Here is a 16,472-nt window from a genome sequence, read left to right as displayed (position 1 = left end):
TATTAAGTATTACATCCATTTGATTTTAGGTTCAGTGCCTTTAATAATGCGTTTAATATTACTACTATGTCGATAAATGAGTAAAACTGAAACAGCGATGCTCGTTATTAATAATACATAATCACTAATGAAAAATGAGCCGATCACACAGCAAATTGCTGCAATGATACTTGATAATGAAACATATTTTGTTAATTTTAAAATGATAAAGAAAATCAAAGCAAGTATTAATAGTAAAATCGGATTAACAGCGAGTAGGACACCGGCACTTGTCGCTACTGCTTTTCCCCCTCTGAATTTCAAGTAGATAGGGTAAACATGACCGATAATTGCAAAAATTCCTACGAGTAAACCGTGTATTTCCACATTGAATAATGCTGGAAGGAATACAACGATGAACCCTTTAAATATATCAAAAAATGTGACAGCAAACCCAGCTGGTTTACCTAGTACACGGAAACTGTTTGTTGCACCTGTATTGCCGCTCCCATATTCCCTAATATCTTTTTTAAAGAAAATCTTCCCAATTAAATAACCACTTGGAATAGAACCAATTAAATAACTTGCAATGAATAGTAGGGCTATCACCATAAGTATTCACATCCTTTTAGTACCTGCTCTTATTTTAACATAATTTCACAAAGAGTCATGTATTTTTATAGTCGTTTCTGCACATTTAATCAAAAGTCGGACTAAAAAAATGGCAATAAATCCTTGTTTTTTTGACATATTCCCTAATTTCTAAATAGATGACAGGATTGATAAAAATAATATTTATTTTAGTCATGATATAGATTCGCGCTTGCATTTTCAATGATTTTATATAAGAATAGCTATTGTATAGTTTGATGAACGAACGTATGTTTGTAGGAGGGGAATTGAGTGTCTGCAAAGAAAGTTAATAATTACTCGGATGATGCAATTCAAGTACTTGAAGGACTTGAAGCTGTAAGAAAAAGACCGGGGATGTATATAGGATCTACAGATAAGCGTGGTTTACACCATTTAGTATATGAAGTCGTTGATAACTCTGTTGATGAAATTTTAAATGGTTATGGTGACGAAATTAACGTCACAATCAATGCAGATGAAAGTATTACTGTAGCCGATAATGGACGTGGCATGCCAACAGGAACACATCGTTCTGGCAAGCCTACTGTCGAAGTGATATTCACAGTGCTACATGCCGGCGGGAAATTTGGACAAGGTGGTTATAAAACATCTGGTGGCTTGCATGGTGTAGGGGCGTCAGTTGTGAATGCGTTAAGTGAATCGCTCAGCGTTGAAATTCATCGTGACGGAAAAATTTTTGAGCAACACTTCGCCCATGGAGGTGTGCCGCAGACAAAATTAGTTCAAAAAGGCACAACGAAAAAGACAGGAACAAAAGTGACATTCAAACCGGATTCTGAAATCTTTAAAAATGCTACGAGCTTTAATTTTGATACGTTAAGTGAACGTTTGCAAGAATCTGCCTTTTTATTACAAGGATTAAAGATTACATTGGATGATCAACGTAAAGGAAAAGAACGCAGCGAAATTTACCATTATGAAGAAGGGATTAAAGCTTTTGTAAGCTATGTGAATGAAGGCAAAGAAGTCTTACATGATGTGGCTTTATTTCAAGGAACAGCGAATGAAATTGAAGTGGATGTCTCTTTTCAATACAACGATCAATATTCTGAAAGTATTATGAGCTTTGTTAACAACGTCCGTACGAAAGATGGTGGTACACACGAGGTGGGCTTTAAAACAGCTATGACACGTGTGTTTAATGATTATGCGCGACGTATTGGTGATTTAAAAGCAAAAGATAAAAATTTGGAAGGTAATGATATTCGTGAAGGCTTAACTGCGATTATTTCTGTACGAATACCTGAGCATTTATTGCAATTTGAAGGACAGACAAAATCAAAGTTAGGTACGCCCGAAGCAAGAAGTGCGGTTGATGCTGTCGTTTCTGAAAAGTTACCATATTACTTAGAAGAAAAAGGACAATTGTCAAAATCGTTAGTTAAAAAAGCGATTAAGGCACAACAAGCAAGAGAAGCAGCACGTAAAGCGAGAGAAGAAGCGAGAACAGGTAAAAAGAATAAACGTAAAGATACATTATTGTCTGGTAAGTTAACGCCAGCACAGAGTAAAAACACTGAGAAAAATGAACTTTATCTTGTCGAAGGAGATTCTGCAGGGGGCTCTGCTAAACTTGGACGTGATCGTAAATTTCAAGCTATTTTACCTTTGCGAGGTAAAGTTATTAATACAGAAAAAGCCAAGTTAGAAGACATCTTCAAAAACGAAGAAATCAATACGATCATCCATACAATTGGTGCTGGCGTCGGTAATGATTTTAGTTTAGAAGATAGTAATTATAACCGCGTCATTATTATGACTGATGCGGATACGGATGGTGCCCACATACAAGTACTGCTCCTGACATTTTTCTTTAAGTATATGCGACCGCTTGTAGCAGCAGGACGTGTGTATATTGCGTTACCACCGCTTTATAAGTTGGAAAAAGGTAAAGGTAAAAATAAACAGGTCTCATATGCATGGACAGATGAAGAGCTAGAAAAATTACAACAAGAGATGGGTAAAGGTTTTATTTTACAGCGTTATAAAGGTTTAGGTGAGATGAATCCAGACCAGTTGTGGGAAACAACGATGAATCCAGAGACAAGAACGTTGATTCGTGTTCAAATTGATGATGAGGTGCGTTCATCTAAACGTGTTTCAACATTAATGGGTGATAAAGTTGCGCCACGTAGAGATTGGATTGAACGTCATGTTCAATTTGGAATGCAGGAAGATCAAAGCATTTTAGAAAATGATGAGATTCAAGTTTTGTCAGACCAGACAGTTGAAGAGGAGGATGCATAATGAGTGAAATCATCCAAAATTTACCTTTAGAGGATGTTATTGGAGATCGATTCGGTCGTTATAGTAAATACATTATTCAAGAGCGTGCTTTACCTGATGTACGTGACGGATTAAAACCAGTACAGCGACGTATCCTTTATTCGATGTATTCTAACGGCAATACGTATGACAAACATTTTCGAAAAAGTGCTAAAACAGTCGGTGATGTGATAGGTCAATTACATCCACACGGCGATAGATCTGTGTATGATGCTATGGTACGTTTGAGCCAAGACTGGAAATTACGCCATGTATTAGTTGAGATGCATGGGAATAACGGTAGTATTGATAATGACCCGCCTGCAGCGATGCGTTATACTGAAGCGAAATTGAGTCAGCTTTCTGAACAAATCTTGCGTGATATTCATAAAGATACAGTGGATTTTGTTCCGAACTATGATGATACTGAAATGGAGCCTATGGTATTACCGGCACGTTTTCCAAATCTATTGGTCAACGGCTCAACAGGTATTTCTGCAGGTTATGCCACGGATATTCCACCACATAATTTAGCAGAAGTGATTACAGCGACGTTAAAGTATATCGATCATCCTAATATTACAGTGAATCAGTTAATGAAACATATTAAAGGCCCTGATTTTCCTACTGGTGGTATAGTACAAGGGATTGACGGTATTAAAAAAGCTTATGAGACAGGTAAAGGCAAGGTTGTTGTCCGTGCGAAGACTGAAACTGAAACGTTGAGAAATGGACGTCATCAAATTGTTGTTACCGAAATTCCTTATGAAGTGAATAAAAGCAGTCTCGTTAAAAAAATAGATGAGCTTCGTGCTGATAAAAAAGTCGACGGCATCGTTGAAGTACGTGACGAAACGGATCGAAGCGGTCTTCGAATTGCAATCGAACTTAAAAAAGATGTCAATGCGACTTCAGTGTTAAACTTTTTATTTAAAAATACGGACTTACAGGTTGCATATAATTTCAATATGGTTGCCATACGCGAAGGGCGTCCACAATTAATGGGTATTAAATCGATTATCGATAGTTATTTAAACCATCAAATCGAAGTCGTGAGTCGACGTACACGTTATGATTTGAAACATACGGAAGAGAGAATGCATATTGTAGAAGGACTAATGAAAGCTTTATCGATTTTAGATGAAGTGATTGCGTTAATTAGAAATTCAAAAAATAAGCGTGATGCTAAAGATAATTTAGTTGAAAAATACGATTTTACAGAAGCTCAAGCTGAAGCGATTGTGATGTTGCAATTATATCGCCTTACAAATACGGACATTGTGGCACTTCAAGAAGAACATGCAGAGTTAAAAGAAAAAATTGATGCGTTACGCCACATTCTGGATCACCATGATGCATTGTTAAATGTCATTAAAGAAGAACTTACAGCGATTAAAAAGCAATTTAAATCACCACGTCTCTCAGTGATTGAAGAAAAAATAGCAGAAATCAAAATCGACAAAGAAGTCATTGTACCGAGTGAAACTGTCATGTTGAGTATGACGCAAGAAGGCTACATTAAAAGAACATCATTACGTAGTTTCAATGCAAGTGGTAAAGATGAAATCGGATTGAAAGAGCAAGATGGTGTACTTAAAATTTTAGAAGTCAATACGCAAGACAATGCGCTTGTTTTTACAAATAAAGGGCGTTACTTGTTCATTCCTGTTCATAAAATTGCAGATATCAAATGGAAAGATTTAGGACAACATGTTTCTCAGATTGTGCCAATTGATGAGGATGAGCGAGTTATTGATTGCTATGTTGTTTCTGAGTTCGATGATCAAAGTGCCATCATTACAGCGACACGTCAAGGTATGATTAAAAAAAGCTTGCTCTCTGGTTTTAAATCAACACGCACGAATAAACCACTCGTAGCAGCTAAAATTAAAGATGGCGATGAATTGATTTCAGTCATGCATGTGTCAACGAAGATACCTTCGCAATTGTTGACATTTTTAACTTTCAAAGGGATGTCACTCACATATGCACTTGAAGAATTACCTGATACGGGCTTACGTGCTGCAGGTGTTAAGGGAATTAATTTAAAAAATGATGACCATGTTGTAATGGTTAATACCGTTTCACCACAAGACACAATTTTAATTGCAACTCAGCGCGGTTCACTCAAGCGTATCGCTTTCAAAGTCTTACAACAAGCGAAACGTGCACAACGTGGGATTACACTGTTGAAAGAATTAAAAAAACAGCCACATCGTATTGTGTCAGCGCGCGTGTGCCAACCTGATCAAAGTCGCTACAAACTTATTTCTCAAAATGATACTTTTGAAGGCGAAATTAAAGATATTCATTTATCAGAGCAATATACAAACGGTAGCTTCGTTGTCGATACCACAGTATTTGGCGAGATAGAGAATCTATTTGTTGAATAAGCACTAAAAAATTTATAGTCACTGTTATACTTTGATGATAAAATGGGACTAGTTGTTTTAACTTGATTGTTTACATTTTGAAATTAAAAAGTAAAGAGGGATTTGTGTGAGAGATTTTGATAGTTTAATTCCGGGGTGGTTTAAGGCTTTTATTCATGTCGGGAATGATTTGATTTGGTCTCAGTATTTAATTGGTTTACTTTTAACAGCAGGTTTATTTTTCTCAATTAGTTCTAAGTTTGTTCAAATCAGATGGATTCCAGAAATGTTTAGAGCTTTAACTGAAAAATCGGAAACTTTAGACAGTGGTGAAAAAGGTATTTCACCATTCCAGGCTTTTGCAATCAGTGCGGGTTCTCGAGTGGGAACGGGTAATATCGCTGGTGTTGCAACTGCAATCGTATTAGGTGGCCCTGGTGCAGTTTTTTGGATGTGGATTATAGCAATCATAGGTGCAGCGAGTGCATTTATTGAAGCCACTTTAGCACAAGTATATAAAGTGCCAGATAAAGAAGGCGGTTTCCGTGGAGGCCCTGCATATTATATTACTAAAGGACTCAATCAACGTTGGTTAGGTGTTTTGTTTGCGATATTAATTACAATTACATTTGCATTTGTTTTTAATACAGTGCAATCCAATACAATTGCTGAATCGTTAAATACGCAATACAACGTAAGTCCTGTGATTACAGGGATAATTTTAGCAGTCATTACTGCGATTGTTATTTTTGGTGGTGTGCGTAGTATTGCAACATTATCATCATTTATCGTTCCGATTATGGCAATTATTTATATTTTCATGGTATTAATTATTTTATTATTAAACTTTGATCAAATCTTGCCAATGATTTCAACGATTATTAAAAGTGCTTTTGGTATTGATCAAGCAGCAGGTGGTGCTGTCGGATTTGCAGTATTACAGGGTGTTAAACGTGGCCTGTTTTCAAATGAGGCAGGTATGGGTTCAGCACCAAATGCTGCAGCAACAGCTGCAGTCTCACATCCGGTTAAGCAAGGGTTGATTCAATCACTCGGTGTATTTTTTGATACGATTTTAGTTTGTACTGCAACAGCGATTATGATTTTGTTATATACAGGTTTGAGGTTCGGTGAAGGTCAACCACAGGGTGTGGCTGTGACACAATCAGCATTGAACGAGCATTTAGGTAGTGCCGGTGGAATTTTCCTTACAGTAGCGATTACATTATTTGCTTTTTCATCTGTAATTGGTAACTACTATTATGGTCAATCCAATATCGAATTCTTATCGACAAATAAAATGGTACTTTTTGTATTTCGTTGTTTTGTTGTTTTACTTGTATTTGTTGGTGCAGTCGTTAAAACTGAGACAGTTTGGAATACTGCAGACGTCTTTATGGGATTAATGGCAATCGTTAATATCGTGGCGATCATTGGGCTTTCTAATATTGCTTTTGCAGTGATGAAAGATTATCAGAAGCAACGAAAAGCAGGGAAACGCCCGATTTTCAGACCAGAAGAATTAGAAATTAATTTATTTGGTATTGAATGTTGGGGTAACGAAATTCATAAAAATAAAAAACACGATTAGTTTCAATAAGGGCTGAGGCATGAATGTCTACAGCCCTTTATTATCAAAATTTTTAGTGTGGTGTAGATAAAAGCGAAGACGCTATTTTAAAATGGTATCGTATTAATCATTTAAACGTATCTTTTTGTGAATAAGCCATAATTTTGTGCTTTCCATCTTCGGTAATAAGCGGTATGATTTGAATTGGATGTAAGAGGTGAAGACAGTGAATCAATATACAATTAAAAAAGTCCTCAATAATAATGTACTCATTTGCCAACATCAACAATCTGAAGTGATTATCATCGGAAAAGGATTGGGGTTTAATAAAAAGCCAGGCATGACGATTCAGGATCAAGAAACGATTGAGAAAGTTTTCAAATTAGAAAGTAAATCTGAACAAGATCATTATAAAATGTTAATTGCCAACACTGATGAACGAGTGTTGCGTGTTGTCATTGACTCTGTTCAAATGATTATGACGCATTTTGATTTGAGTCATGAAGAATCTTTTGTCGTTTCATTAACAGATCATTTGATTTTTGCATTAAAGCGCATGGAAAATGGGCAATTAATTACTAATCCATTTTTAAGCGAGACAAAATATAGTTATCCTGAAGCCTATCAAATTGCGAAAAAAGTGGTGACGCGAATCAACTTGCAACTGAATATTGATTTTCCGGAAGATGAAGTTGGTTTTATTGCACTTCATATCGCTTCGCAGATCAATGATGTTGAGTTTGGAGAAATGCAAACCGTGCCGAAATTAATTAATAATGCTATTCGAATGATTGAACATGATATGGGGATTGAAATTCCAGAAGCATCTATTCCATATCAACGTTTTGTAAGACATATCCATTTCTTGTTGCAACGGTTGAAAAAAGGTGAAGGCACAACTATTGAATTGAATTTTGAAAATCTATTGAAGGCACAATACCCGTTATGTTACAATATAGCTGTTAAAATAGTTAAAATGATTCAATCACAAATTGATGTTCGCGTCTATGAAGCTGAAGTGGCATACTTAACAATGCATATTCATCAGCTGTCGCTCGCGTCAAAAAAACAAGCATAAAAACGTGTTACTAAGTTAGATTAGGCATGAGTTTAAACATTGTGAACAGCTTTCACATGTCGTTGACTCATGCCTTTTTTTATGTCGTTTGAAGTGTGATGTGTCATAAATATAGGGAGGTTTATGTAGTGAGAAAGAAATTGTTTGGACAATTGCAACGTATTGGTAAAGCGTTAATGTTACCGGTTGCAATTTTACCAGCTGCAGGGTTACTCCTTGCATTTGGTGCAGCATTACAAGGTGATCAGTTACAATCGTATTTACCTTTTATTCAGAACCAAGGTGTTCAAAATGTAGCTGAAATGATGGCTGCGGCGGGGAGTATTATCTTTGATAACTTGCCTATCATTTTTGCGATGGGTGTGGCCATTGGTTTAGCAGGTGGAGATGGTGTAGCTGCCATTGCCGCATTTGTAGGTTTTATTATTTTAAATAAAACGATGGGTGAATTTTTAGGTGTTACACCTGATAATGTTAGCGACACTGCAAAAGGTTATGCAAGTGTACTCGGTATTCCGACGCTACAAACAGGGGTTTTTGGTGGTATCATCATCGGTGCGCTTGCGGCTTGGTGTTACAACAAGTTTTATAATATTTCGCTACCATCATACTTAGGATTCTTTGCAGGTAAACGTTTTGTACCTATTATGATGGCGACAACATCGTTTTTATTAGCATTTCCAATGGCATTAATTTGGCCTATTATTCAAACTGGATTAAATGCTTTTAGTGAAGGGCTATTAGACTCGAATACAGGCTTAGCGGTATTCTTATTTGGATTTATTAAACGACTACTAATACCATTTGGTTTACACCATATTTTCCATGCACCATTCTGGTTTGAATTCGGGTCATATACAAACGGTGCAGGTCAAATTTTCCGTGGTGACCAACGTATCTTTATTGAACAAATCCGTGAAGGTGCGAACTTAACAGCAGGTAAGTTTATGCAAGGTGAGTTCCCAGTTATGATGTTCGGTTTACCGGCAGCTGCGTTAGCGATTTATCATACAGCTAAACCGGAGAACAAAAAAGTTGTAGCAGGTTTAATGGGCTCTGCTGCTTTAACATCATTTTTAACAGGTATTACAGAACCACTTGAATTTTCATTCTTATTCGTGGCACCTTTATTATTCTTTATTCATGCTGTATTAGACGGTTTCAGCTTTTTAATTTTATACTTACTTGACTTACATTTAGGTTATACATTCTCTGGTGGATTTATTGATTTCTTATTATTAGGTATTTTACCAAATCAAACGAAATGGTGGCTTGTTATACCAGTCGGCTTAGTGTATGCGGTGATTTACTACTTTGTGTTCCGCTTCCTTATCGTCAAGTTCAATTACAAAACACCTGGACGTGAAGATAAACAAACGAAAGCAACGACAACAGCAACAAGTGATTTACCTTATGAAGTTTTAGAAGCAATGGGTGATAAGGACAACATCAAGCATTTAGATGCATGTATCACGCGACTACGTGTAGAAGTGAATGATAAGTCTAAAGTAGACGTCGCACGTTTGAAAGATTTAGGTGCATCAGGTGTACTCGAAGTCGGTAATAATATGCAAGCGATATTTGGTCCAAAATCAGATCAAATTAAACATGAAATGCAACAAATTATGGACGGTAAAGTGGTCAGAGATCCTGTGACACTTGATGACAGTGATGAAACAGTTGTTGTGGATGGTTCACAATCAGATCTTGAAGTGACACATTCTGGTCTCGTATCTGCACCAATGAATGGTGAAATTGTGCCACTTTCAGAAGTGCCCGATCAAGTCTTTAGTGAGAAAATGATGGGTGAAGGTATTGCGATTCGTCCAAGTGAAGGTGAAATTTATGCACCATTTGATGGTAAAATTCAACTCGTATTCCCAACTAAGCATGCATTAGGCCTCGTTTCAGATAACGGTTTAGAATTGCTTATCCATGTTGGTTTAGATACGGTGAAGTTAAATGGTGAAGGCTTTACTGTTCATGTTGAAGAAGGGCAAGAAATTAAAGCAGGTGATCATTTAATGACTGTTGATTTAGAATTAATTAGAAAATCAGCGAAAAGTGATATTACACCAATCATTGTAACGCAATCTGAAATTAAACATCTTAATTTTACAGATGCGCAAACGGTTCAGCATGGTGACAAAATTTTTGAAATTTAACAGATAAGTTTGGGTTAAGGGTCAAGTTGCATTTGACTTGATGTCATTACTCGAAATTGCATATTAACAGATGCGTTAAGTAGAAATCGCTCTAAGATGGTATTTGATTATAATCATCTTAGAGCTTTTTTATGTTATCCATGTGATTTATTTTTCTATGGAAAATATCGTTCAACAGAAAATCATGTCCCATTATTTGAATTTTTCGGCTTAAGGTCTGAGGAGTATTGGCAATATTAATGGTATAATGGGACGTATTAAGGGCATCGTTTGGGTAAAATTAAATTTAAAGACATGTTTACATATCATTGCGACAAATTCGTATGTTAGTTTGTTATTATAGATTTAAGTTTAAATTTTTGTGGAAAAGCGATAAACTATAACTAATTTCTAAAAGGCTTGGTGAAATCTATGACCAAACAGCAACAAAAAGATCAATTAGAACATCGAAATTTGAATATACATGAAAGTCGCTTTATGAAATTTTTCGGTGGCAAAGACTTAATTTTTGCATTATTGGTATTTATTTTAATTGGGGTTGTTATTTTTATATTTGATCGTGTATCTTATATTTTCCAACCCTTCATCATTATTTTTAATACTATAGCGGCGCCCATTATTATTGCGCTCATCCTATACTATTTGTTTAATCCGATTATCAATTTGATGGAACGTTATAATATTAATCGGTTATGGGGTATTACAATATTATTTCTAGGTATCGTCGGTATTATTACTATTGTTGTTAATTTATTAATACCACTTGTCACGATTCAATTTGAACGCTTAATGCATAATTTTCCAAAGTACATTAGTAAACTCAGTTCTTTTGCCGATAATATGATGCACATTCCATTTTTGTCTGATTATTATTCGCAAATTGAAAAAACACTGCATGGTTTACAAGAAAAAATCCCAAGCTTAGCGGATGGTTTAAGTTCAAAAATACGTGTTTTTGCTGAAACCGTTGTGAATATCACAGTTGTCATTGTGACAGTTCCTTTTGTTCTATTTTTCATGTTAAAAGATGGACATCGCTTTAAAGAATTTTCTAACAGAATTGTCCCGCCAAAGTTTCGTAAAGATGTGCATGATTTATTAGATAAAATGAGTGAACAAGTAGGATCTTACATACAAGGACAAATTATTGTCTCTTTCTGTATAGGGGTTTTATTATTTATCGGTTACTCCATTATCGGCTTAGATTATGCTTTGATTTTGGCAAGTATAGCCGCAGTAACGAGTGTTGTTCCTTACTTAGGACCAACGATTGCGATTTCACCAGCGATTATTATTTCTATTATTACCTCTCCGTTTATGTTGGTAAAATTGATTGTTGTCTGGACTGCAGTTCAATTTATAGAAGGTCATTTTATTTCGCCAAATATTATGGGGAAAACACTTAAAATTCATCCGTTAACGATTATCTTTGTCCTTTTATCTGCAGGTAATCTTTTAGGAATTGTAGGAGTCATTTTAGGTATTCCAACCTATGCGATTATCAAAGTTTTAGTTTCTCACATTTTCTTATTATTCAAGCGTCGTTATAACAAATATTACGCTGATGATGCAGGTGGATACGAGATGCCTGAGGAAGAATATAATAAAGAACAATAAAAGGTAGAGGGATTGAGCAATCATAAAGTGTCTCAATCTCTTTTTCTAAGACATGGATTCACACTTAGAGAAAGGAACAGTTTGTATGATAAAACAAAAACATCACTTGCTTAAATATCTTAAAATTGCATTTATCATTTTTTTAATCACAACGATTACAGTGATTTTAGTCAAAGAACTTGCGGCTATTGATTTTAAGAAAGTCTTCCTATTATTCAATCATATTAGCCCAATGGAAATGATTATTCTCTTCTTATTAGGGGGAAGTTCAGTCATTTTGTTATCACTTTATGACGTGATTTTAACTAGTCGTTTTAAATTAGACCTTTCTCCTTTTAAAGCACTACGCGTCGGCTATATTATCAATGCGTTTAATAATATTATTGGATTCGGTGGTTTTATTGGCGCGAGTGTTCGTATGTGGTTTTATGGAAGTTATACAAATGAGCGTAAAAAACTCGTCCAATTTGTCTCTTATATGTTGACGTCGATGCTGACAGGTTTAAGTTTTTTGTCACTATTAATCGTGACACATGTGTTAGATGTTAGCTTTTTATACCGCACATCGATTTGGTTTACCGTCTTTTTATACGTTATCGCTTTTTTATTACCTGTATTTATCATTATTTCATGGATTTGGCCTATTGATCGTGCGGCACGTTGGTTAGGTTCTATCTTTACACTTGTGTCTAGCTCAGAATGGTTATTAGCAAGTATCGTTCTGTTCTGTGCATTCCAACTTGTAGGTGTGCACGTCTCTTATCCAGTGATTCTCAGTGTCTTTATTGTTGCGGCGATTTCAGGGCTTATTTCATTCATACCGGGTGGTTTCGGTGCATTTGATTTAATTGTTCTGTTAGGTCTACAACATTTAGGTATTGCGGAAGAAAAAGTTGTATTAGGGTTACTTTTATATCGTTTTGCATATTACTTCTTCCCATTATTAATTGCACTTGTGTTAACTGTTTTTGAATTTGGTTCACTTGCGAAAAAATATGTTTCTGAATCAAAATACTTTTTACCAGCAAAAGAGGTTTCAGGCTTTTTAATGTCTTTCCAAAAAGACTTTGTTGCGTTAGTGCCATCGTTTGCGTTGAGTATTCTAGTATTAATGATGAGTTCGATTTTATTTTTTAGTAACTTCTCCATTATATTCGATGCTTTAAATACGAAGCATCATACACTGTTTATTTTATTGTATATTTTAAATGTCAGTGCAAGTTTGATTTTACTGTTGAATTTACGTGGGATTATTGCTAGAAGTAAGCGATCGATATTGTTTGCGATTGTAGCACTCGTAATCTTATTATTATCTAATTTTTACGTCTACGGTGCGACGTTATTATTACTCGTTATCGCTTTAATACTTGCAGCGCTGATCTTTGCTTATCGTAAAGCACGTGTACTTAAACGACCGCTCCGTATTCAAAAATTAACGATTATTTTAGTCATTAGTGCGATTGTCCTTTATTTCAATCAGCTATTAGTGAAGCAATTTTTATACTTAATTGAAGTACAACCGCCTAAAATTGACTTTTTCTTATTACGTTCAACTTTTTGGTTGTCTGTCATTGGTATGACATTAATTGTTGTTGTCATTATTTATCTTTTCGAATGGAATTATCGTCGTCCTCGAGAACATCATGATAAAGAAGTGGCCAGTCAAATTTTGAAACAGTATGGTGGGCATTTATTAAGTCATTTATTATATAGTGGTGATAAGCTTGTATTTGTTAATGAACAACAAACGGCTTTCGTTATGTATCGTTATGACCGAAGTGCCTATATCATTTTAGGTGATCCTGTAGGTTTAGAATCCGATTTCCGTTCGTTGCTGACAGAGTTTTATGAGTATGCCACCTATTTAGGTGGAGACGTCATTTTTTATCAAGTGTCTGAAGATTATTTGACGCTTTATCATGACTTTGGTAACCAATTCTTCAAATTGGGTGAAGAGGCGTTAATCAATGCTACAGACTTTACAGTTGCAGGTAAAAAACGGCGTGGTTTTAGAGCGACATTAAATAAACTTGAATCATTAGGTTATCAATTTGAAATTTTAGAGACGCCGTTAGACGATGAAACGTATGATCGATTGCATCAAATTAGTCGAGAGTGGCTAGGTCAGCAATCAGAGTTTTACTTTTCAGTAGGTCGATTCACGCCTGCTTATATTAACGCAGCGCCAGTTGGGGTGTTGAGAAATGAGGCGGGTCGTATTGATGCCTTTTGTACATTAATGCCTGTTGAAGGTGCAGACACCATTTCCGTCGATTTGATTCGTTGGGATAAATCATTAGGCTTACCTTTCATGGATGCGTTATATTTAAATATGATTTTATGGGCACAATCAGAAGGCTATTCACGTTTTAATATGGGGATGGCGACATTATCCAACGTTGGACAAGTGCCTTATGGTCATATTAGAGAGAAATTTGCAGGTCGCTTTTATGAACACTTTAATGGTTTGTATAGCTTCCAAGGTTTACGTCAATATAAAAGCAAGTTCAATCCAGATTGGGAGTCACGCTTTTTAGTGTATCATCGTGGTCAAAGTGTCTGGGAGAGTCTTATTAAAGTGACAAGAGTGATTCGACGTAAAAAATAATTGTAATTGAAAAATAAAAACACCGACAAAGTCATAAGTACTTTGTCGGTGTTTTGTGGTTTTAAACCAATCATGATGAGTCGGATATAAAAAACTTTTATTCAAATTAGCAATGGTATGCTTATGTTTATTTAATTTGATGTGATTGCGCGTAAGCTTCACGTTCTCTTTCTTGCTGTTCAAAACGTTCGGGGTCCTTTTTATAGAAATCTTGGTGGTATGCTTCAGCTTCATAAAATTCGGAAGCAGGCAGAACTTTAGTGGCGATTGCTTTATCGTGGTCAAAAGTGCCTTCGAGTGAAGTGATATAAGCTTCAGCGACTTCTTTTTGGTCTTCGTTTGTATAAAAAATAGCAGTGCGATATTGTGCACCTCTATCTTGGAACTGTCCACCGTCATCAGTCGGATCAATCACTGAGAAGAAGATTTCTAACAGCTTTTGGTATGAAAAGAGTGCGACATCATACTCGATTTTAACTGTTTCATAGTGACCTGTTTCTCCTGTTTTTACTTGCTGATACGTTGGTTGATCAACGTGGCCTCCCATATAACCTGATGTGACTTGCTCAATGCCCTCGTTTTGGTCAAATGGCTTGGTCATACACCAAAAGCAGCCACCTGCAAAATATGCTGTATTGATATTCATTTAAACACCCTTCCATATAAGAACTTGGTATGACTTTATAGTTTTCACTTGATTTTTAAAATAAATTTATATAACGTTAATATGTATTTATTATAGTACATAGATACATAATTTTGAAGATATAAGGTTGATAAGATGAATGAAAACAATTTAAACCGTAGTACCTCGAATGCTTCTGAGAAAACTTTAAAGCGTAAGAAAAAGAGAAAGATACCTAAATGGCCTTTGTTTATCTTGGCGTTTATCATTCTGCTTTTTGCCTTTGTGATGTATTGTGTTTCTAGTTATAAGTCAGGTCTTGAGGTGGCTAAAAAACATAATCAAGCACCGAAAATACATAAATTTAATGGTGCAATTAAAAATGATGGGAAAGCCACTGTATTAATTTTAGGTGCGGACCGTGAAGACGGCGGTGTGTCTCGTACCGATTCGATTATGGTTGCACAATACGACTATATTAAAAAAGATATGAAGATTGTGTCTATCATGCGTGACATTTATGCGGATATTCCAGGCTATAACAGCTATAAAATTAATGCGGCTTATTCATTAGGTGGACCTGAACTACTGCGCAAGACGTTAAAATCAAACTTAGGTATTGAGCCGGAGTATTATGCAACACTAGACTTTAATGGTTTTGAAGCGATGATTGATGAACTTGAGCCTAAAGGTGTACCAATTCACGTTGAAAAAGATATGTCTGCCAAAATTGGTGTGTCATTGAAAAAGGGCTATCATCGCCTAAACGGGAAAGAGTTACTAGGTTACGCACGTTTTCGTAATGATCCGGAAGGAGATTTTGGACGTGTACGTCGTCAACAACAAGTGATGTCGGCATTGAAACAACAACTCGTACAACCTTCATCTATTATGAAGGCGCCTAAATTAGCGGGTATTATGCGTGGTTATGTCGGTACGAACATGCCAGATTCAGCAATCTATCAAACAGGCTTCAGTTTTATTGTCCGTGGTGATAAAGATATTAAGACGTTAAGTGTGCCTGTTAAAGGAAGCTATGAAAATATTACGACGAATGATGGTGGCTCTGCTTTAGGTATAGATAAAGCTGAAAATAAAAAACGAATTCAAGCATTTTTGAATGATTAAAATGATGTTAAAGCGTTCGGAGCATAAAATCTTTGATAGCTTTGCCTTTATGAACTCGCTTGTTTAGTGGTGAAGTCTCAACTAAATTTGGCTTCAGCTCTTCCCTCAAGTGTCACGTTCATAGTGACAATCATGCCGTAATCATGTAGGTGGAGAGGACCATTTTATGAGATGATGAAAGTATTTTAGAAAATCAAAATCTCATAAATTATAGAGTCCTATCAAAGTGAATGTATTTTCAACAGTGACTTATCTTTTTAAGCATTATAGCGAATAATTACATGTACAATACGAAGTTTTATCGTAAAAAGAGCCTGGGACATAAATCCCAAAATAATAGCGTAGAGATGATTCATAATCGAATCACCTCTACGCTTTTCTTTTAACAATAATTCGTATTGTTTGGCTCGA

The 16,472-nt window shown here is 35.7% G+C and carries 10 protein-coding genes; 8 read left to right on the top strand and 2 right to left on the bottom strand.

Features of this window, described 5'->3' with window-relative positions; translation table 11 throughout:
• Positions 1-9 precede the first annotated feature (9 nt).
• Positions 10-591, bottom strand: coding sequence for a glycerol-3-phosphate 1-O-acyltransferase PlsY (gene plsY / locus KM149_RS07330; RefSeq protein WP_016425015.1), 582 nt, complete (start codon positions 589-591; stop codon positions 10-12).
• A 291-nt stretch (positions 592-882) separates the two neighbouring features.
• Between plsY and parE the strand changes: the two genes are divergently transcribed.
• The 7 genes from parE (at position 883) to mprF (ending at position 14,308) form a co-directional block, all read left to right on the top strand.
• Positions 883-2,880: a DNA topoisomerase IV subunit B gene (parE, locus tag KM149_RS07325; RefSeq protein WP_050331040.1), complete on the top strand. Its 1,998-nt coding sequence runs from the start codon at positions 883-885 to the stop codon at positions 2,878-2,880.
• Positions 2,880-5,291, top strand: a complete 2,412-nt coding sequence (gene parC / locus KM149_RS07320) for a DNA topoisomerase IV subunit A (protein ID WP_060829956.1) — start codon at positions 2,880-2,882, stop codon at positions 5,289-5,291. Before parE ends, parC begins: the two co-directional genes overlap by 1 nt.
• 106 nt (positions 5,292-5,397) lie before the next feature.
• The gene (gene alsT, locus KM149_RS07315) at positions 5,398-6,861 is read left to right on the top strand and encodes a glutamine transporter AlsT (RefSeq protein ID WP_050345659.1); all 1,464 of its coding nucleotides are present in this window, start codon (positions 5,398-5,400) and stop codon (positions 6,859-6,861) included.
• A gap of 205 nt (positions 6,862-7,066) precedes the next feature.
• Complete coding sequence (glcT, locus tag KM149_RS07310; protein WP_050331037.1) at positions 7,067-7,918, top strand: glucose PTS transporter transcription antiterminator GlcT; 852 nt, start codon at positions 7,067-7,069, stop codon at positions 7,916-7,918.
• Positions 7,919-8,046: 128 nt separating this feature from the next.
• Positions 8,047-10,083 (top strand): glucose-specific PTS transporter subunit IIBC, encoded by a 2,037-nt coding sequence (gene ptsG / locus KM149_RS07305; protein WP_241415265.1) that lies wholly within the window; start codon positions 8,047-8,049, stop codon positions 10,081-10,083.
• Positions 10,084-10,494: 411 nt separating this feature from the next.
• Complete coding sequence (locus KM149_RS07300; RefSeq protein WP_241415264.1) at positions 10,495-11,700, top strand: AI-2E family transporter; 1,206 nt, start codon at positions 10,495-10,497, stop codon at positions 11,698-11,700.
• 85 nt (positions 11,701-11,785) lie between these two features.
• On the top strand, positions 11,786-14,308 hold the full coding sequence (mprF, locus tag KM149_RS07295; protein WP_165544974.1) for a bifunctional lysylphosphatidylglycerol flippase/synthetase MprF: 2,523 nt from the start codon (positions 11,786-11,788) through the stop codon (positions 14,306-14,308).
• A 127-nt stretch (positions 14,309-14,435) separates the two neighbouring features.
• Here the strand turns inward: mprF and msrA are convergent, their stop codons facing one another.
• Entirely contained in the window at positions 14,436-14,954 is a 519-nt protein-coding gene (msrA, locus tag KM149_RS07290) for a peptide-methionine (S)-S-oxide reductase MsrA (protein ID WP_165544975.1), read from the bottom strand.
• 135 nt (positions 14,955-15,089) lie between these two features.
• Between msrA and KM149_RS07285 the strand changes: the two genes are divergently transcribed.
• On the top strand, positions 15,090-16,061 hold the full coding sequence (locus KM149_RS07285) for an LCP family protein (protein WP_126496120.1): 972 nt from the start codon (positions 15,090-15,092) through the stop codon (positions 16,059-16,061).
• Positions 16,062-16,472: the final 411 nt, after the last annotated feature.

The organism is Staphylococcus coagulans, from assembly GCF_022557135.1.
In the GTDB taxonomy this organism is placed as follows: Bacteria; Bacillota; Bacilli; order Staphylococcales; family Staphylococcaceae; genus Staphylococcus; species Staphylococcus coagulans.
Note: the sequence above shows the minus strand (reverse complement) of the source record. Positions and strands in the feature narration are given on the sequence as shown.